19 protein-coding genes are annotated in these 20,058 nt (G+C 35.2%); 9 read left to right on the forward strand and 10 right to left on the reverse strand.

The window, feature by feature from the left end:
- Nucleotides 1-126: 126 nt before the first annotated feature.
- The 4 genes from AsAng_RS25690 to AsAng_RS25705 all read right to left on the reverse strand — a co-directional run bounded on the left by AsAng_RS25690 (nt 127) and on the right by AsAng_RS25705 (nt 3,789).
- The gene (locus AsAng_RS25690) at nt 127-1,131 is read right to left on the reverse strand and encodes a sugar phosphate nucleotidyltransferase (protein ID WP_264789999.1); all 1,005 of its coding nucleotides are present in this window, start codon (nt 1,129-1,131) and stop codon (nt 127-129) included.
- Between the two features lie 435 nt (nt 1,132-1,566).
- The gene (gene dut / locus AsAng_RS25695; RefSeq protein ID WP_264790000.1) at nt 1,567-2,001 is read right to left on the reverse strand and encodes a dUTP diphosphatase; all 435 of its coding nucleotides are present in this window, start codon (nt 1,999-2,001) and stop codon (nt 1,567-1,569) included.
- Nucleotides 2,002-2,196: 195 nt separating this feature from the next.
- Nucleotides 2,197-2,721, reverse strand: coding sequence for a hypothetical protein (locus tag AsAng_RS25700; protein ID WP_264790001.1), 525 nt, complete (start codon nt 2,719-2,721; stop codon nt 2,197-2,199).
- A 357-nt stretch (nt 2,722-3,078) separates the two neighbouring features.
- Nucleotides 3,079-3,789, reverse strand: coding sequence for a hypothetical protein (locus tag AsAng_RS25705; RefSeq protein ID WP_264790002.1), 711 nt, complete (start codon nt 3,787-3,789; stop codon nt 3,079-3,081).
- Nucleotides 3,790-4,147: 358 nt separating this feature from the next.
- Between AsAng_RS25705 and AsAng_RS25710 the strand changes: the two genes are divergently transcribed.
- The 4 genes from AsAng_RS25710 (at nt 4,148) to AsAng_RS25725 (ending at nt 10,923) form a co-directional block, all read left to right on the forward strand.
- Nucleotides 4,148-4,783 (forward strand): TetR/AcrR family transcriptional regulator, encoded by a 636-nt coding sequence (locus tag AsAng_RS25710; protein ID WP_264790003.1) that lies wholly within the window; start codon nt 4,148-4,150, stop codon nt 4,781-4,783.
- A 47-nt stretch (nt 4,784-4,830) separates the two neighbouring features.
- On the forward strand, nt 4,831-6,186 hold the full coding sequence (locus tag AsAng_RS25715) for a TolC family protein (protein WP_264790004.1): 1,356 nt from the start codon (nt 4,831-4,833) through the stop codon (nt 6,184-6,186).
- 86 nt (nt 6,187-6,272) lie between these two features.
- Nucleotides 6,273-7,430 carry an efflux RND transporter periplasmic adaptor subunit gene (locus AsAng_RS25720; RefSeq protein WP_264790005.1) on the forward strand — a complete coding sequence of 386 codons (1,158 nt, stop codon included), beginning with the start codon at nt 6,273-6,275 and terminating at the stop codon, nt 7,428-7,430.
- Between the two features lie 46 nt (nt 7,431-7,476).
- Nucleotides 7,477-10,923, forward strand: coding sequence for an efflux RND transporter permease subunit (locus AsAng_RS25725; RefSeq protein WP_264790006.1), 3,447 nt, complete (start codon nt 7,477-7,479; stop codon nt 10,921-10,923).
- A gap of 102 nt (nt 10,924-11,025) precedes the next feature.
- Here AsAng_RS25725 and AsAng_RS25730 read toward each other — a convergent pair whose 3' ends face one another.
- The 3 genes from AsAng_RS25730 to AsAng_RS25740 all read right to left on the reverse strand — a co-directional run bounded on the left by AsAng_RS25730 (nt 11,026) and on the right by AsAng_RS25740 (nt 13,019).
- The gene (locus AsAng_RS25730; RefSeq protein WP_264790007.1) at nt 11,026-11,457 is read right to left on the reverse strand and encodes an energy transducer TonB; all 432 of its coding nucleotides are present in this window, start codon (nt 11,455-11,457) and stop codon (nt 11,026-11,028) included.
- A gap of 405 nt (nt 11,458-11,862) precedes the next feature.
- Nucleotides 11,863-12,171, reverse strand: coding sequence for a S24 family peptidase (locus AsAng_RS25735; RefSeq protein ID WP_264790008.1), 309 nt, complete (start codon nt 12,169-12,171; stop codon nt 11,863-11,865).
- Nucleotides 12,172-12,233: 62 nt separating this feature from the next.
- Nucleotides 12,234-13,019: a S24 family peptidase gene (locus AsAng_RS25740; RefSeq protein ID WP_264790009.1), complete on the reverse strand. Its 786-nt coding sequence runs from the start codon at nt 13,017-13,019 to the stop codon at nt 12,234-12,236.
- A gap of 231 nt (nt 13,020-13,250) precedes the next feature.
- On the opposite strand from AsAng_RS25740, the gene AsAng_RS25745 reads away from it, so the two are divergent.
- Complete coding sequence (locus AsAng_RS25745; RefSeq protein ID WP_264790010.1) at nt 13,251-13,862, forward strand: START domain-containing protein; 612 nt, start codon at nt 13,251-13,253, stop codon at nt 13,860-13,862.
- A gap of 18 nt (nt 13,863-13,880) precedes the next feature.
- On the opposite strand, the gene AsAng_RS25750 is transcribed toward AsAng_RS25745, so the two are convergent.
- The 3 genes from AsAng_RS25750 to AsAng_RS25760 all read right to left on the reverse strand — a co-directional run bounded on the left by AsAng_RS25750 (nt 13,881) and on the right by AsAng_RS25760 (nt 16,125).
- Nucleotides 13,881-14,414 carry a hypothetical protein gene (locus AsAng_RS25750; RefSeq protein WP_264790011.1) on the reverse strand — a complete coding sequence of 178 codons (534 nt, stop codon included), beginning with the start codon at nt 14,412-14,414 and terminating at the stop codon, nt 13,881-13,883.
- Nucleotides 14,415-14,523: 109 nt separating this feature from the next.
- On the reverse strand, nt 14,524-15,498 hold the full coding sequence (locus AsAng_RS25755) for a polyprenyl synthetase family protein (protein ID WP_407655309.1): 975 nt from the start codon (nt 15,496-15,498) through the stop codon (nt 14,524-14,526).
- A gap of 243 nt (nt 15,499-15,741) precedes the next feature.
- Nucleotides 15,742-16,125, reverse strand: coding sequence for a DUF1801 domain-containing protein (locus tag AsAng_RS25760; RefSeq protein ID WP_264790013.1), 384 nt, complete (start codon nt 16,123-16,125; stop codon nt 15,742-15,744).
- A 258-nt stretch (nt 16,126-16,383) separates the two neighbouring features.
- On the opposite strand from AsAng_RS25760, the gene AsAng_RS25765 reads away from it, so the two are divergent.
- From AsAng_RS25765 to AsAng_RS25780, 4 genes are all read left to right on the forward strand, one after another.
- Nucleotides 16,384-17,247, forward strand: coding sequence for an alpha/beta hydrolase family protein (locus AsAng_RS25765; RefSeq protein WP_264790014.1), 864 nt, complete (start codon nt 16,384-16,386; stop codon nt 17,245-17,247).
- A 317-nt stretch (nt 17,248-17,564) separates the two neighbouring features.
- A complete protein-coding gene (locus AsAng_RS25770; protein ID WP_264790015.1) occupies nt 17,565-18,599 on the forward strand; it encodes a rod shape-determining protein in 1,035 nt (344 codons plus the stop codon).
- Nucleotides 18,600-18,713: 114 nt separating this feature from the next.
- Complete coding sequence (gene mreC, locus AsAng_RS25775) at nt 18,714-19,553, forward strand: rod shape-determining protein MreC (protein WP_264790016.1); 840 nt, start codon at nt 18,714-18,716, stop codon at nt 19,551-19,553.
- Nucleotides 19,546-20,046, forward strand: coding sequence for a rod shape-determining protein MreD (locus AsAng_RS25780; RefSeq protein ID WP_264790017.1), 501 nt, complete (start codon nt 19,546-19,548; stop codon nt 20,044-20,046). Before mreC ends, AsAng_RS25780 begins: the two co-directional genes overlap by 8 nt.
- Nucleotides 20,047-20,058: the final 12 nt, after the last annotated feature.

The raw sequence follows: 20,058 nt of genomic DNA on the forward strand, positions 1-20,058 counted from the left end.
CCAAACGATAAATAAAACCGTTAATCAATTGTTATTATTGATCTAAAAATAACTGAAACGTTGATTTATAACGTTTTGTGTTTTTGTAAAAGACTCAACCTATTGGTATTATAATCTATAGTTGTACTATTGGTGGAATTTTGAAAAATCACTGAGGCTAAGCTCTGATTTTTGAGCAATATATTCTGTGTGAGATCCTAGCATTGAATTTTCAGTCACGATATTGTTAATCACGGCATGATCTTGAATAATACTTTTGCTAATGATTGAATTTTTAACAACCGTATTTTTGCTAATAGAGACATGAGGACCAATGACAGAATTTTGAATAATTACCCCTTGATCTATAAAGCAAGGAGGAATAATTGTTGAATTTTCTAAAACAACATTGGGCGAAACGGTAGCAGCATCTTGCTTGATTTCAAGAATTCGTTCATTGGCATAAACGACAGCATTTTTATTGCCACAATCTAGCCACTCTTGAATGGCATGTGTGCGAAATTTAACGCCTTTTCTTCTCATATTTTCGAGTGCATTGGTGATTTGGTATTCACCTTTATCCCTAACATCATTGTCAATAAGGTATTGCAATTCGTTTTTGAGCATATTTGCATCTCTAAAATAATAAATACCAATAATAGCTAGGTCTGATACAAAGGTGGTTGGTTTTTCAACGAATTCACTAATGTAACCTTCTTGATCTAAAGTAACCACTCCATAAGCAGAAGGGTCTTCTATTTGTTGAACCCACAGTACACTATCTTGTGTTGTATCTAGTGAGAAATCGGACTTAAATAGTGTATCAGCAAAAGCAACAATGACGTTTCCACTCAAGCTTTCTTTTGCGCACAAAATAGCATGAGCTGTACCTAATTTTTCGGTTTGATGATAAATAGAACCTTTGGCTCCTAGGCTTTCGGCTAAAGCAATTAAATCTTGTTCTACCGCTTCACCAAAATCACCAATAATAAACGCAACTTCTTCAATTTTGCCATCATAAGCAGCTGCTAAATCTTCAACTAATCTTTTGACAATTGATTTTCCTGCAACTTCCACTAATGGTTTAGGAACAGTTAGAGTATGAGGACGCAAACGAGTACCACGTCCAGCCATTGGTATTATTATTTTCATAAAAGATTGTTATTTGTTTTTCTAAGTCTAACAGAAGAATATTGAGTATTAAAAGGGGGTATGTTTCTGCTAGAGGTTGGTAAATAATTGATCGTTGAAAGGGGGGGGCTATACCTAGCTATCTTTTGGCTATTGCCAAGGTCGATATTATGAAGTAGGTAGACAACGTTAGTATATGGTTAGTTAATTGCGCTGTATTTTTGTGTTTGCTATGATTTATGAGATTGCTTTGCTTTGTTTTTCTAGCCCCAAAAGTTATTCTTTGACGGCTGTTTGGTGCTTATAAAATAAGCTATAGAATAACACTTCATGTAGAAAAACTAGAAGGTATGATCTCATAAGTGGTAGCATACGAAAGTAAAAAAAAGCTAGGGAAAAATCCCCACCACACAGTTAATTTATTCCTAATTACTTTTATTGTCCACTTACCTTTGGTTAAGATTTTCCAGTACTGCCATATCCTCCCGTGCCACGCTCACTTTCAGCAAGTGCGGTTACTTCTTCCCACTCGATTGTTTCGTATTTAGCAATTACCATTTGAGCAACACGTTCAGACGGCTCTATTTGAATAGGAGTAGAGGATAAGTTGATTAAGATAACCCCTACTTCACCTCTATAATCACTGTCAATAGTTCCAGGTGCATTCGGGATGGACAATCCTTTTTTTAATGCCAAACCACTCCTAGGACGAATTTGAGCTTCATAACCAACAGGAAGCTCTAAGTAAAGACCAGTTGGAATTACTTTTCTTTCTAGTGGTTGAAGGGTAATCGTTTCATTGGTATTGGCTCTTAAATCCATGCCTGCGCTACCTATGGTAGCGTAGTTAGGAAGCGCATTTTTTGATTTGTTTATGATTTTAACATTCATGTTTATCCGCCTTGTAGTAGCAGTAGTGCTACTCATTTAGTTATAAATTTATGCTTCATTTGGGGAGATAGAGCCCAAATATAGTAAGTTTTTTTAGAATAAAAGTGCTCTGAGTCACAGATGTTTTTGAGGGAGAAAATAAAAAAAAAAACATCTTTAGATATTTAAAAATAAACAATAAATTCTAGTTGTATTTTACCATGTTATTTCTTGTACGTCTATGTCTGTTTTTGAATGAGTTATCATACGAATTAGATGATTGCCAACATCCAAATGCCACTGGGTATTAGAACTAAGGCTTGCTATTTTTTGGAGCCCTTTACCTTGTTTGTCACATAACCAAAGATGGTGCTTTTCAGATGAACGATGATAGGTTTCTATAAGCAGGTTATTTTTAGGGTGACGAAAAGGAACATTGTGATAATTGAGCAATTGTGTTTCTATATTAAAGACAATTCTTTGTTCTTTTTCGTTGTAATCCTTTTCAAAAATTATTTTCTGAACCTGTTCAGTTTGGGCAATTTCATCAGAGAAAACTTTAGATTTTTGCTTAGTGTTAATATCCCAAATAAATAGATTGGAGAATTCTTTATCTTCTTGTTGTTCTTTTCGAATTAAACTCGTCTTTTTACGGATCGGCAGATAATTCTTAATTAAATACAATAAATTAAATGTTTTGTCATAAGAAAGACTATCGGTATTCGCAAGGTATCTTTTCATAGTAATGGTGTTTATAAAGCATTAGAGCGTGGGGCAGACAAAGGCATAAAACGCTATCACAACTTTTTCTTGATCTACGTTTTAAATCTTCCAATCAGCCCAGAAAGGAGTAAAAACATCTCCCCAGTAGCTTAAACTAAGCCCCCCTTATCCTTCAGCAATAGTAGTATGAAGGGAGACTTTATTAAATGTATGAATTTCAATTTTTATTGTTTTAACGATACAACTAAGAACATTGTTACTATTTAAGAGGATGCGATTACTTAAACAGGTTCTATAGCTATATTGGAACTCAATCGTTAGGAGTTCCAATAGGCTTGTTGGTCAGAGGTTAAGTTTATCCTTTAGTTGAAACAATTACATCACTACCTTGTCTTTTTGCTGCTTGCTGCTACTTGCAGGGATTTCAACATTAAGGTCAGTATAGACAAATTCCACATTTTTGGAAGTACAATATAAATCGATGTGGCGATTGCCTGTGATCCAGACATAGTGAGCGCAAGTTTTGCTGTTGGGCAACTGAAAGTTATGTGGACCATACCACTCCGTTAATAAATCGTGTACCTCTTCTAAAAACTTACTTTTGCTTTTACCTCGAAATTTACTGGGTTTGCAAACAGCTTTGTATACTCCTCCATTGCGACCATACTCAAAATCCATATAGGTATTTGATTTACCACTTTTTAGCTTTAGTTGATAAACATATTCAAATACTTTGGCAGATTTTTTAACACGAACGAGGTGTTTTTTTTGCTTCATTCGAAGCATATGTTTTTTGACCTCTCGTTTGGTCATGCCCAATTCAAAACCAGCAATCATTGTTTCTACTCGATTGGATTTTGAACGATTAGCGAGCGCTACTTGCTCTGTTATCATGGCTGTCATGTCATATTCTAATTGTTCTTCTTCACTACGATTCCCGTTTTCATCCATATTATTTATGCTTAGGCTCGTACTATCGTTATTGGAATTGGTCGCATTAGTGCCATTGTTCCCTTCTCCGCAAGAAGAACAAGAAGAGATCATGCAAAATGCTGTTAGAGGGATTAATAAGAATCGTAATTTCATAGTATATTATATATGTTTATTTAAGATTAAATTCAGGAACTTTTTATGCAATGATTGTTTTTATAAAGTATAAAAATAGATAAATCTATTAGATAGTCGTGTTAATTTGTAATACTCCGTATTTTTCAACCAAAACACGTTCCAATATTTTTGTTAAAAAATGTTAAAAAACTGAGGAAACTTAAAACTTAACTTGGGTTTCCTTTGTTTTTAATTTACTTTTGCGCCAATAAGCGTATTTCTTTTGACCCTGCGGAAACTTTAGAAACTACAATAGTGTTTAGAGTTTTGTCAAAAAACAAAGCAAATTAAAAAAATATCAAAAAAACATGGGGAATTAATAACCCCTAATTTAACAATGAATCATGTGGATGAGTTAACAAAAATATTAGATGCCTCTGAAATTCTATTTAGAAAGTATGGAATACGTAGTGTTACAATGGCAGATATAGCAAGAGACCTAGGAATGTCTAAAAAGACACTATATCTATACATAGAAAATAAGCACGATTTGGTTTCTAAAGTAATGAAAAGGCATATTATACAAGATCAAGATATGTGCTGTAGGATTCAAAAAGAATCAGAAAATGCTTTAGACGAATTATTAAAAGTGAGTTTATATGTACAGCAACAAGTAAAGGAGATTAACCCTTCTTTGATTTTTGATTTGCAAAAATACCATAGACCAATATGGGAAATGATGGATAATTTTCATCGTAAGGATATTGTACATATGGTAGAAAATAATTTGAGAGGAGGAGTAGAAGAAGGAGTCTATCGAGATAATCTGAATGTTGAGTTAGTATCTAGGTTATATGTTAGTTTGATGTTGACACTTTCAGACAACGAATTGTTTCCAGTGACTCAGTTTCCTACTCATGTTTTGCACAAAGAATTTATACGATATCATATATGTGGAATTGTTTCCGATAAAGGACGCATCCAATTAAGAGAAATGCTAGATAGTTTAGATCCAACAGGTGAGATCTATTAAGCAAATTTATTCAAACAAATATCATAAAAATATAACCATAGTATGCTATGAAAAAACTAAACAGTTTATTAATTGTTTTGGTGATGGCAATCGGAATGCTACAAGCACAGGAGGCAGATCAGTTTTCTTTATCGGAAGCTGTTACCTATGCGCAAACTAGAAGCAACAGTGTTCGAACAGCAGAACTCGATATTGCAAAATCCAAGGCAGAAGTACAAGAATATACTGCCATTGGTATCCCAAAGCTAAATGGTGGAGCCGAATACAATTATTTTATCCACCTTCCTACCCAATTGATTCCCAATGATGCATTTGCATTTGAGATTCCAGGAATTCCGCTTCCTAAGCCAGAACCAGGTTATACTGAAACAAAGTTTGGAACTCGAAATCAATTAACATTCTCTCTGAACCTAAGTACCTTGGTTTTTGATGGTTCTTATTTTGTTGGGTTAAAAGCATCTAGAGGCTTGTTGGCAATGACAAAACGTCAAGCAGATTTAACAAAATATGACATTAAACATACTGTAGTAAAGGCTTATTTACAAGTATTAATTGCAGAAGAAAACAAAGGGGTGTTGCTACGCAATATAGAGAACCTCAAAAAAATGAAAGCGGAAACGCAAGCGTTTTTAGACAATGGAATGGTTGAACAATTGGATGTGGATCGTTTGGATCTTTCCCTATCTAATTTGCAAGTAGAACTAGAGGCACTTGCTCGTCAAACAGAGTTGGCTTATAATGTATTAAAGTTTCAAATGAATTACCCTTTGGATAAAGAAATCCAATTGACCAACAAATTAGATGATATTATGGCTTTGCCAGATGCCAATGATTTGGAGGGAGAAGTTGCATACGACCAGCGTATTGAAACAGATATATTGAATCAAACCATCCACTTAAATGAATTAAATGTCAAGCGTTATACGATGGGCTATTTGCCTAGTTTATCTGCTTTTGCATCGCATCAACAAGTCTTGCAAAGAGATGATTTATTTGATGCTAATTCTCCTGGATTTTTCCCTACTACACTTGTTGGTTTAAAACTAGATGTGCCTATTTTTGATGGCTTTGACAAAGCTGCAAAAATCAAGAAATCTAAAATTGATGTAGCTAAATATAAATTGCAATTAGAGGATTTAAAAAGAAGTATTAAACTTCAAGTTGTTAACTCTAGAGCAATTTATAACAATGCTAGAGAGCGTTTAGAAAACCAAGACAAAAACTTAGCATTGGCCGAAAAAATTCTTAATACAACTAGAATCAAATATCGTGAAGGAGTAGGCTCTAGTTTAGAAATGTCCCAAGCAGAACAAGAACTCTATAGAACGCAAGCCAATCGCTTAAATGCTTTGTATGAGTTGGTTGTTGCCAAGGCGGATTTGGATAAAGCCTTAGGGAAATAAATAGATGTCTAGTTGATTCATCAATGAAGGTCTATTTAATGCATATAAATAAGGAAGTAATAAACCACTATAATTTAAATTAAGAAATGAAAAATACACTATATCTTTTTGCTTTTGCCTATTTAATGTTGGCAGTTGCTTGTGGTAGTGAAAGTGAGGTGAGCAATGAAGCGCCTAAAACACTAGATGAAGCACGCAAAGTATTAAAAGAAAAACGTCGAGTACTCAAAACACTCAGAGGTGAAATTTCTGATGTTGAGGCTATTATCGCAAAATTGGACCCCAATGCCAATAAGAAAAAAGAAGTACCAGTGACGGTTGCTAAGGTGACTATTAAGGACTTTAACCACTTTGTTGAAGTTCAGGGGAATGTCGTTCCTGCTGAGGACCCTGGTATGGCAAGTAGCGAAACAGGAGGAAGAATTGTAGAGTTGAAGGTAAAGGAAGGGCAGTATGTCAAGAAAGGAGATTTGATTGCTAAGATAAATTTGGAAAGCATCAAAAAGAGCATTGCTCAATTGGATGAATCACTGTCGTTGGCACAAGATATTTTTAAGCGCCAAGAAAATCTTTGGAAGCAAAAAATTGGTTCGGAAGTTCAGTTCTTACAAGCTAAAAGCCAAGTAGAATCTCTATTAAAAAATAAAGAAAGCATGGAGTATGAACTAACCAAAGCCAATGTTTATGCCCCTATTAGTGGCTATGTTGATATGGTAATGGCCAAGGAAGGGGAAATGGCTGGTCCTGGAGCTCCTATTGTTCAAATTTTGAATACTCAAAAACTAAAAGTGGTTGCTGCTATTCCTGAAATTTACCTTGGTAAAGTAAAAAGAGGAGAGAGCGTTCTACTTAAATTTCCTGCATTAAAAGAGGAGCAAAAGGGACGTGTGATGACCATCGGTCGTATTATTAATCCTGCTAATAGAACTTTTGAAGTAGAGGCAGCTGTGAATAGTAGAAACGGTTTGCTAAAGCCAAACCTGTTGGCGACTATGTTGGTTAATGATTATGAGGTTAAAGATGCTATTGTTGTTCCTGATCAATTGATTCTCCAAGATGTTAGTGGTGCAGATTATGTAATGGTTTTGGAGGGGAATAAGGCGGTTAAAAAGGTCGTGAAGATGGGAAAAGGTTATAATAATGAAACGATTATAAAAACAGGTTTGACAGGAGAAGAAACCTTATTAATCAAAGGTGCTAGACAAGTCTCTGATGGTGATTGGGTAAAAGTATTACCTGAATAAGAATGGATTCTAATCACTGTGCTAGAGCATTAAAATAAAAAGCAGGATGAGCGATAATAATAAATTATATAGAAATTTTAGAGCGACCTCCTTTGCAGTAGATAATGCAACGAGTATCTTCTTGTTGACCGTTATGATCTTGCTGTTTGGAGTTCAATCGTATAACACAATGCCCAAGGAACAGTTTCCTGAAATTGTAATTCCTACAATTTATGTGGCAACAACCTATGCTGGAAACTCAGCAGAGGATATGGAAACGTTGGTTACCATTCCAATTGAGAAAGAACTGGCCTCAATTAATGGGGTGAAAAAAATGGATGGGAACTCTATCAATGACTTTTCAAATATTATTGTAGAGTTTAATACAACCGTTGAAGTAGATAAAGCATTGCAAGATGTAAAAGATGCCGTAGACAAAGCCAAAGGAGACAAAGATTTTCCTAAGGATTTGACTGCTGGACCAAATGTTTTTGAAATTAACTTTTCGGAGTTCCCTATTATGACGGTCAATCTGTCTGGAGACTACTCCAATGACGAATTGCGTTCTTTTGGCGAATATTTACAAACTGAAATTGAGAAACTTTCGGAAATATCAGAGGTAAAACTAAAAGGAACTTCAGAGAAAGAAATTCAAATTGATGTAGATTGGAAGCAAATGCAAGCCAAGCAGATTAGTTTTGATGACATCGCCAATGCGATTGCAATGGAAAACATTACTATGTCTGCGGGAGAACGTAATTTTAATGGCTTTAACCGTTCCGTAAGAGTAGTGGGGGAGTTCAAGACCATAGAAGATATTGAAAATATCATTATTAAAAGTGAATTCCAAAATGCTGTCTTTATCAAGGACGTAGCCAAGGTTGTAGAAGGGGTTGCTACTCCAACTAGTATTGCCCGTTCCGACCGATTGCCTGTTGTTTCTTTAGATGTTATCAAACGAGCAGGCGAGAACCTACTTTCGGCATCGGATCAAATCAAGGAAATTGTAGAGAAGGCAAAAGCCAATAAATTTCCAGATGAATTGAAAGTGACCATCTTTAACGATCAATCTATTAATACTAGGGATCAGGTGGCTAACTTGCAGAATAGTATTATCTCTGGGGTAATTTTGGTGGTCTTGGTTTTACTATTCTTCCTAGGGCTTAGAAATGCCATGTTTGTCGGTTTGGCGATTCCATTATCAATGTTGATGGGAATTTTAATCCTAAACATTATGGGAATTACCCTAAATGTAATTGTATTATTCTCTTTGATTTTGGCTTTGGGAATGTTGGTAGACAACTCTATTGTTGTGGTGGAGAACATTTATCGATACATGCAAGAAGGTTATTCGGGGATAGATGCCTCCAAGAAAGCAGCGGGAGAGGTTGCTATGCCAATTATTGCTTCTACTGCAACTACCTTAGCTGCCTTTGTGCCGTTGATGTTTTGGCCTGGTATAATGGGAGAGTTTATGGGCTATTTGCCACTGACATTGATTATTGTATTGAGTTCTTCCTTGTTTGTGGCTTTGGTTTTAACTCCTGTATTTGCTTCCGTCCTGATGAAAATAGATTCCAACGAATTGGTGCGAGAGAATGAAAAGGGGAAAATGATTAACAACCTATTAGCCGCTGGAGGGATGTTGGTAGGAGCAATTATTATGCACATGAATGGTGTTATGTGGTTGCGAAATGCTTTGGGGATGGCAATGATACTAAGCTTGGCAACGTATTTTATACTAAGACCTGGTGCTGTAATTTTTCAAACTAAAGTACTTCCATGGTTAGAAAATGGATATGACCGCTTCATTCATTTTGTCCTAAAAGGCATTATGCCATTGGTTACTTTTATCGGAGTTATTTTATTGCTATTTACTTCTATTTCTTTATTGAGTAGCAATCCTCCTAAAACGGTCTTTTTTCCAGAAACAGATCCTCTATACATCAATGCTTTTGTTGAATTACCAATTGGTAGTGATATACATAGTACGAATGCATTAATGCAAGAATTGGAGGGCAAGGTGGATCGATCCATTAAGACCTTTAAGGATGCAGGAATTGTAGATGCAGTATTATCACAAATTGGAGAAAATACATCAGATCCAGCAGCTCCACCAGAGCCAGGAGCAACACCAAACAAAGCTCGTATTACGGTTGCTTTTGTATCTTCTGATAAGCGAAAAGGCTTATCTACCTTTGATGCAATGGATTCCATTCGTGCTGCACTGACAGGATATGCTGGTGTTTCGTTGGTGGTGGATCGAAATGCAGAGGGACCTCCAACAGGAAAGCCAATTAACTTGGAAATTTCTGGAGATGATAAATCTATGAGGGAGTTAACAATTGTTGCAGATGATGTGCTAAGACATCTAGAATCCTTGAATGTACCAGGAGTAGAGGAGTTGAATATGAATATTTCTTCTAAGGTTCAACAGGACATTATTGAGGTAGATCGAGAGGCTTCTAGACGTTATGGTTTATCTACGTTGGATATTGCAAAATCATTGAATACTGCATTGTATGGGCGAGAAGTGAGCAAATTTAAAGATGGAGAAGATGAGTATCCAATTATCTTGAGATTTAATGAGGAGTATCGAAATAACAATGAGGCGCTCATGAATCAAATGGTTACGTTTAGAAATATGGATGCAGGAGGACGTATTGTTCAGGTTCCTATTTCGGCAGTGGCTCGCAAGCGTCCTAGTTCTACTTATAGTGCTGTTAAACGCAAAAACGAGAAACGTACCATTACCATTTATTCTAATATCTTAGAAGGGTTTAATCCTAATGAAGTAGTCGAAGAGCTTAAACAAGCTATGGAAGAATATGCAGATGTAAACTTAGGAGAGTCTTATACTTATGTATTTACAGGAGAGCAAGAGGAAATGGCAGAAAACATGGCTTTTTTAAGCCAAGCATTATTGATTGCCATCTTTGCAATCTTCTTGATTTTAGTGTCTCAATTTAACTCTTTTGTATCACCATTTATCATTATTCTCTCTATTGTCTTTAGTACCATTGGTGTACTTTTAGGTTATTGGGGAACAGGAATGGATTTGGTGGTTATTATGACAGGGATTGGTATTATATCCTTGGCAGGAATTGTGGTAAATAATGCCATTGTATTGATTGACTACATCAACTTTTTGCAATCTAGAGAAAAGAAAGAAACAGGGAAAAAATACCTATCGGATGATGAGGTTAAGTTGTCGATTATGATGGGAGGAAAAACCCGTTTAAGACCAGTATTGCTAACGGCTATAACGACTGTTTTAGGTCTGATTCCTTTGGCAATTGGATTTAACTTTGATTTTGGTTCTTTCTTAACAGAATTAGATCCCAACATTTTTATTGGAGGTGATAATGCTGTAATGTGGGGGGCAATGTCTTGGACCATTGTTTATGGTTTGGTTTTCGCTACTTTCTTGACCTTGGTTGTTGTACCCGTTATGTATTGGTTATTTTATAAAATAACAAAATTTGTTAAGGGGCTATTTGGCTTTGAGCATTAGCATTCCTTAATTTTAGAATAAACGAATCACAGTTCATTGTAGAATGGGCTGTGATTTTTTATTTTGAAACGAACTCCTAACACAAGCTTATATGATTGTTGATTATCGAAAACAAAGCTGAATAGGAAACATTATTTTTACATTAACTGCTTTGCCATTGTGTTTTCCTGGAATCCATTTGGGCATGTTTTTAACCAAATCAATATAAAGAGCATCTAAATCAGGATGCACGCTCCTAATGATGGTTGGTTCAATGACTTGTCCTTGTTTATCAACAATAAAAGATATAACCAATTTAGAACTGATGATGGTTTTATCTAAATGAGGTGGAACCCGAATATTGGTATAAATATATTGTAGCAATTTTTGGTCGGCACAACTTTTTTTAGCCTGTTCTTCTTCTAGTGCCTCACAACCTGCAAAACGAGGCATTTGTTCTACAACAGTAAATAGGGCATTATCTGAGTTATTGTCTTGCGCCCAACTCCATGAACTATAGAATAGAAGAAAAATAAAACAATAGAATGTTTTCATCAAAGAGGTGTTTATGTAATAATTATTATGGACTAGTAAACACATAGATGCATTCCTATTTATGAATGTTGTATAAGAACAAAAAAAACTGCCTTCCAATTGCGGTTTGAAAGGCAGTTTAGTGTTCTCGAACTTAGCAAATTAAAAATCAGTTTAACTTATAGGCAGAAGGTTTTTTTGTGTTAGGTGAATGGGTTAATACAAATAACTTTGGATGTCAAAAAAAAGTTTTAATTATTCCGTGAGTGCGCAAGCGCAGTTGAGGCAACTTAGGAAATTTTATTAGCGTATATTTAAAATTTGTTGATTTTGAAAATCAATAGCTTGTGGTTCTGATAAAAAGTTAAATTAAAATCAGGTTCATATAATATTGGTTCTCATAAATCTTATATGGGTAAATTATAGTTAAGCTGTTGCAGTCAATTTTTCCTCAACTTTTAGCAAAGTTCTAATGTTACAAGTTGGGATTTTAAAAGCAGATTTTTCAGGTTGATTGTCGTCTGCTAATTTTAGCTGTATAATTTGACTATTTCCATTTCTACGAACTTTTTGAATCCGTTTAACCATCACAATACCTGAAGTAGTAATGATGGCATAAAGTTCATTTTCTTCAATGCTTTCAAATGGTTCTAGTTCTCTACAGATGACCATATCTCCATTAGAAATAGTTGGTGCCATAGAGTTTCCTTGGATGTAAAAAGCTAGATTATTCATAATAGAAAATTTAGGGAATAAAGACAAAATAATAACTTGACTTGCTTGTTTTGAGGCTGTTATTAGAGCCCTATCTCTGTCAATTTACGTTCAACTTTTAATAATTTTCGAACTTCATTAATAGATAGGGTAAATGGATCATGTTCCAAGTAATTGTCAGAAATACATTTGATGCCTTGCACCTGTTTGTATTTGTTTAGTATCTTTTGAACTCGTTTAACCATAACATTCCCACTAGAAGTTACAATCGCATAAATTTCATTTTCTACAATGCGCTCATGCGAATCCAATGAACGACAGATAACCATGTCTCCATCTGCAATTGTTGGGGTCATAGATTCCCCTTTGATATAGAAAGCAATATGCTCTCCTTGCATTCCAGGAATATAAAAACGTTCAGAATTCTCATGTACTCCTACATCTACTGTACTACTAGCAAATGCTGAGATACTAGAAAACACAATGTTGGTTTTATGTTTGGGAACATTGGTTTTTGTGTAAACATCATCTGATTTAGGAGAACCTGCCAGCCCTTCTTTGGGAGGTGAATTTTCTTCAGAACTGAGGACATTATCAGCAGCAAATATCTCTCCTACTCCATCAAACATATAAGACCAATTGACATGATAATACTTTACCAATCGTTTGGCTTGTGTATAGGTAATTGTTCTACTATCTCCCTCTTTTAAATAAGCTCTTATGATATGCCCATAACTTTTATTGCCCATGATTTTTTCGGCAAAACTAGACATGCCCTTATTTCTAGAACTTTTCACAATTTCTCCCTTATCTACTAGATGTTGGAATATTATTTTGAACCGTTCATTTAGCAATTCTTTTTCAGTCATGGTTATTTTGTTTTGTTCAATAAAGAAAAACAAACATTTTGGTTTTTTTATTTGTTTCTGTATTGTTTATACGTCAAAGTAAAACAAAAAGTTTCAAACAAAATAATTTTTTTTGTTTTTTTTGAAAAAATAAACTTAAAATGAACCCAAAAAGAAAAAGATGGGGTAAAAGTATGTAACTTATCTTTTGTCTCCCCTCCTCACTACACCTATCATTTAAAACGCTAAACTATGAAATACCAAATTCTGACCCTCTTTTTTATTGTCTCTTCTTTGTCCAATTCAATTTTTGCTCAAGAATGGTCCTTAGCTAAAGAAAAGAATGGAGTAAAAGTGTATACTCGAAAAATTGAGGGCTGGGGAATAAAAGAATATAAGGCAGAAATGACTGTAAAATCCAGTTTTTGGGACGTTGTAAAAACCTTAAAAGATGTACGAAGTCGTTCTGAGTGGTTGCACAATACCATTGAAATAAGGGAAATAGGTGCTTCAGAGAAAGATTTGGTTACTATTTATACCAAGGTTGATGCTCCTTGGCCAGTTGCGGATCGGGACAATATTACTCGATTTGCATTTTCTTACCCTTCTGCCAATCGTGCTCATATTAAAATGACGATTCTAAAGTCTCATGAAAAAGCTCCTATTTATAGTGGAGTGGTTCGAGTAGAACGATTACAAGGGCATTGGATCATTCAAGATAAAGGAAATGGATATGTTTCTGTTGTACAACAATGTGTTGCAGAGCCAGGAGGAAGCCTTCCAGATTGGGTTGTTAATTCGGCGGTCGTCGATACTCCTTTGCAATCTATGTCTAATCTCAAAACGTATCTTGAAAAGGGATAATAGCAGAGTAATGAGAGCTTAAAAAACGGTCTTAATCGTTACTCCTTTTATCGTTAATTCATGCGCCAATTGTTCTAAAGAACCTTGATAAAAATCTTCATTTTCTAATAATTCAAACAATTCGTGTTCTGGATGTCCATGGTCGTCGTCATCTTCATCGGGGGGATCTTGCATGTGTAACCAATCACAGCGGTATTTTTTAGCTTGCAATTGCCCTGTTTTATCGTTAGAAAAAATAGTTAACCATTGGCGATTGTCTCTTTCATGGGCATATTTTATTTCTATTTGTTCAATCGTAGCATAGGGAACGTAAATGGCCTTTTTCCAAAAAAAGATACTGGGAACAATTGTTAATTGTTGATGCTCAATGCTAAAATCGTGATTGGTTAGAGCAGAGTAAATTAAGATGGTTAAGAGCAAAACAATTGCAACAGGGGTTGCTATTGACCAATCTGAAAAATAGTAGACTACAGCTACTAATGGAGCGGCTTTTAAAATAAGGTAAATTAAAAAAACAGAAACCGTACTTTGAAAATGTAGTGTTTTTTGCACAGCAATAATGAGAGCTAGTTTAAGCGCATTACTCCACTAAAAAATACGCAGCAGCGTAACTAATTAACGGAGTCTTACAAGAGTAGATGTTAGAAAAAGTTAAAAGTAACTATTTTTTTCGTTCGGTTACATAATTTACTAAATCTTCTAAGGATTCTCTAGCATCAGAGAAAGGCAAGGTTCTTAAAATATCAAACGCTTCAGAGCGGTATTTATACATCATTTGTCGAGTGTATTCAATTCCTGGACTCGCCAAAACAAAATCGGTCACTTCTCGAATTTTTTTAGGATTGGTGTTTTCGTTTTTGATGATGTTGATGATGTAATTGCGCTGTTCTTTATTGGTGGTATTAAGGGCGTGTATTAGTGGCAACGTCATTTTCTTTTCCTGTATATCATTGCCTTGGGGCTTACCTGCATCCCCATCTCCAAAATCAAATAAGTCATCTCTAATTTGAAAGGCAATCCCTATCTTTTCTCCAAAGTCGTGCATTTTTTGGATTACAACAGGGTCGTCAGTAGTAGAAGCGGCACCACTAGCACAAGCAGAGGCAATTAATGAGGCTGTTTTTTTGCGTATAATTTTAAAGTAAACTTCTTCTTTAATATCCAGACGGCGTGCTTTTTCTATTTGCAGTAACTCTCCCTCACTCATTTCTTGAACGGCATTGGAGGTGATTTTTAGCAAATTGATGGCATTGTTCTCAATGGATAACAACAAGCCCTTAGACAATAAGTAATCGCCAACCAAGACAGAAATTTTGTTGCCCCAAAGCGCATTCAAAGAGAAAAAACCTCGGCGTTGCATAGAGTCATCTACTACATCATCATGGATAAGCGTTGCTGTGTGTAACAATTCAACTAAACTTGCTGCATGATACGTCAAGTCATTGATCTCTCCACAAATTTTAGCACTCAAAAAAATGAACATGGGGCGCATCTGCTTGCCTTTTCTTCGTACAATGAAGTTGGTAACGGTATCTAATAAAGGAACATCACTTTTCATCGCTTCTTTGAAACGGTGATGAAATTCCTTGATTTCAGCGTCAATAGGTGCTTTTATGTTAGACAATGATTTTATCATGCAAAATAAATCCAATAGAGCTAACCCTATGTTTATGTTTTTAAAATAGCCTTTACCCCTAAAGTGGTGTTAAAGATGAAATAACGGCAACAATAAAGTAGTGTATCCCTCTAGTTGTTGTTATACAAAAATACTAAATTCTTTCTGAATTTTCAATAAAAATTGAAAATATAAAAGCGGACAGTATGAAACCTCTGTTATCACCTCGTTAAAAGCTAAAATTATTGGGAATAAACAATGGATTTACAAAGTTGTTAACCAACCTACTTCCTGATAAATTTGAACCCCTTTATCTATAAGTTCTTTGATGGCAACTTCTAGTGCATCATCCATTTTTTTGATATGAAAACAGCTTTTTCCTTTTAGGCATTTTCGAAGGTTTTCAGGCAAGTTTTTGAATTGATCTACATGCGTATAAATAGGAAAAAAGTACAAACGAACATCTTTGGGTTTGGGGATAACGGTTGCAAAATAGATGCCATCTACTTGCTTTTTGCCTTGCATCGTTTTAATCGTACCTGTTACTTCAAATTTTTCAATTTGATCGGAAGTTATTGTGAAGTTGGCTTGATGAATTTTTAATAAATCAACCAAATGATCTCTTATCTCAGCGATTTCTGTTTTCATGATATTTAAATTTTGGACAATCCACAAGAATCATTTACTTAACATGCATTAAATGTTTAATGTAAATGAGGATGGTTTTCTGTGAATAAATTGCTTTTTTGTACAAAATGATCTATTGCCCTTAATAACCAATAATTATTAACAACCAATTATTAGGAATATTCGACCGTTTAATAAAAAGCGGCTTAAATTTTAATGGTAAAATAAAGAAAAACTTACCTTTAAATTAGATATTTAAAAATCAATAGAGAAAAATAAATGAACAGTATTACAAACTATTTACTAAAAGGACAAAGTGGAAAGCCAGTAAGCTTGGATGTTTATTGGTCTGAAGTGGAAAGCCGTCAACCCATTGTTATTTTTGCACATGGGTTTAAGGGGTTTAAGGATTGGGGGCATTGGCAAAAAATAGCGATTGAATTTGTAAAGGCAGGATATTGTTTCATTAAATTTAATTTTTCGCACAATGGCACAACTCCTGAGGATGCGCTTAATTTTTCGGATTTAGAGGCTTTTGGCCAAAACAATTATACCAAAGAATTAGAAGACTTACAAACTGTAATTGATTGGGTTGTAGAGGAGCAGGAATTGAAACAAAAGATTCATTGGAATGTGCAAGATATTACCTTGATTGGGCATAGCAGAGGAGGACCAATAGCCTTGATTGGAGCCAAAGAGAATGAGGTAGTTCAACAAGTTATTACTTGGGCATCTGTACATGAGTTGGACTATTCTTGGCATCAAAAAGAAGCGCAAATTGCAGCGTGGAAAGAGGAAGGAGTGCATTTTATTATGAATGGACGAACCAAACAAAAGATGCCTTTATATTATCAATTGTACGAAAACTATAAAGCGAACGAAGAACGACTCTCTGTACAGAAAACACTACAGGATTTAGACAAACCTTATTTGATTTTACATGGTGGAGCAGACCCCGCAGTGCCTGCTTCTGCAGCGGAATATTTACAGAAGAATGCCAAACGGGCAGAATTGCATGTTATAGAGGCTGCTAATCATGTTTTTGGTGGCGTACACCCTTATCAAAAAGAAGAATTACCATTGCATAGTAAAGAGTTGGTTCAAAAATGTTTAGACTTTTTAAAAAAGACCAATAAAAAATAATAAAAAGCATCCCCATGACTTATTTTTGTGGATAAAAAGTCTTATAATGGAGCAAGATCAATAGGCAAAAAAAAATCTCTCAAAATTGAAAGAATTGAAAGAATTGTTTTTGCTAACATCTAATCCAAAAATGTAGCACAAATTTTTGTTGAACTATTGATTAATTGGTAAATTTGTGCTTTGTAGGCCCCTTATCCTAACAACTTGATAAAGAATATACTATTTTAATAGAAACTTGCTAAAATTTTAGACGCCCTCAATTATTTAATAGATAATTTTAGCAAGCTTCACAAACACTCAATCCTTTTTATAAAAGAATGAAAAATTTCTTCAGTTTTTTTACGCAAGAAATAGCAATAGATTTAGGAACAGCCAACACACTAATTACTGCCGATGATCAGGTAATTGTTGATGAGCCTTCTATTGTTGCAGTCAACCGCAATACCAATGAGGTAATCGCAGTAGGTAGAAAGGCAATGATGATGCACGAAAAAACCCACCAAATGATTCGTACTGTTAGACCTTTAAAAGATGGCGTAATTGCTGATTTTGAGGCCGCAGAACGGATGATTCAAGGAATGATTGATATGATTCCCAATCGTCGTCGGTTTTTTCGCAATATGTGCATGGTGATTTGTATTCCTTCTGGTATTACAGAAGTGGAAAAACGTGCCGTATTTGACTCGGCAGAACATGTGGGCTCTAGAGAAACATACTTAATTCATGAACCGATGGCTGCTGCCTTGGGAATTGGTTTAGATGTTACAGAGCCAATTGGAAATATGATTATTGATATTGGAGGGGGAACAACCGAGATTGCCGTTATTGCATTGGCTGGTATTGTTTGTGACCAATCCATTCGTACGGCTGGTGATGAGTTTACCGTTGATATTATGAACTATATGCGCCGTCAACATAATTTGTTGATTGGGGAGCGTACTTCTGAACAAATCAAAATTAATGTTGGGGCTGCCTTGCATGAACTAGAAGTGCCGCCAGAGGATTATGCTGTTAATGGTCGTGATTTGATGACGGGAATTCCTAAGCAAATTATGGTTTCTTATAATGAGATTAGCCATTGTCTAGACAAATCTATTTCAAAAATAGAAGATGCTATCTTAAAAGCATTGGAGAATACACCTCCAGAACTTGCTGCTGATATTTATCAAACTGGATTGTACCTAACGGGGGGAGGAGCTTTGTTGAGAGGTTTGGATAAACGGATTGCTCAAAAAACAAAATTGCCTGTTCACGTTGCAGAAGACCCACTTCGTGCAGTAGTTCGTGGGACGGGGATTGCCTTGAAGAACAGAGCCAAGTACTCTTTCTTAATTACACATAAAAATATGTAGTTTCTCAATATACAATTGTATCTAATTGCCGAATCTACGACTTTTTCCCTGTTGTAGATTCGGCAATTTTTTTCGATAAATTCTTTTTGAGCCCCATTTGAAGTTTAGTGAATTATGCAGCGGATACTTTTATTTTTTATAAAATACAATGGTGTTTTTGCCTTTTTTGTATTGCAGGGAATTGCCTTGTTTATGTATTTTACAAGAAATAGCAACTCAAATAAGCAGGCATTTATTAGTTCTGCCAATCGATTAGTGGGTGGGGTTTATGAGTCTACTAGCCAAATCACACATTATTGGAACCTTTCGGCCGTTAATGATAGCTTAGCTAGAGAGAATGCAGAACTTAAAATGAAATTGCCAAGTTCTAAATTTAGTTCTTTGGTGCATCCCAATGAAGTAAAAGATAGCACGCTACAACAACACTATCGTTATTTTGAAGCAAAGGTGATTAACAATACCATTCACCGACCACGTAATTTTTTAACCATCAACAAGGGAACACAACAAGGATTGAATCCCAATTCAGGAGTTTTGAATGGGAATGGAAAGGGAATTGTTGGGGTGGCACAGAAAGTAAGTAACAATTATGCTGTTGTGATGTCCATATTGAATCTAGACACTCGTATCAGTGCAAAAATTTTACGAACAAACAACTTTGGAATTATGGTGTGGGATGGTTTGGATTCGAGGTATATGACGTTAGAATCTGTACCCAAGCATGCTGATATTCACAAAGGAGATACCATTGTAACAAGTGGTTATTCTACCATTTTTCCTGAAGGAATTTTGATTGGTGCGATTGATAGTTTTTATAAAGCTCCAGGAGTGAATTTTTATACCATCAAGGTAGCCTTATTTAATGATATGAATCGTGTTCAATATGTTTATGTTGTATCTAATTTACTAAAAGAAGAACGTATAAAGTTAGAAGAGGAGGTAAACAATGACTAGTTTAATTCGAGCAAATTTTATTCGATTCGTATTATTGATTATAATACAATTTATCCTAAAAGGAATTGGGTATGTCCACATTGATATTTATGTCTATCCCGTATTTATTTTGTTATTACCTGTGGGGTTGATGGACGGAGCTGTGATGCTCTTGGCTTTTATCTATGGATTGTGCATTGATGCATTTTACAATACACCAGGTTTGTTTGCTTCTACCTCTGTAGCGGTGGCTGCCGCAAGACCTTTGGTTTTGGCTATGTTGGAACCAAGAGGGGGCTATGAAACGGGGAAAGCACCTACAAAATACAATTTAGGGACGAGGTGGTTTTTGCAATATAGTGGTATACTGATGTTGTGGCACACCATCTGGGTAGTTACTTTAGAACAGTTGAGTTTATTTTCTTGGTTATGGTTTTTAACCTTGTTAATGGTTTTTGCTTTGTCTATGCTCATTGTTACGCTATACCAATATATTTTTAACCCCAAAGAATAAGCACTTCAAAAG

The organism is Aureispira anguillae, from assembly GCF_026000115.1.
GTDB lineage: Bacteria > Bacteroidota > Bacteroidia > Chitinophagales > Saprospiraceae > Aureispira > Aureispira anguillae.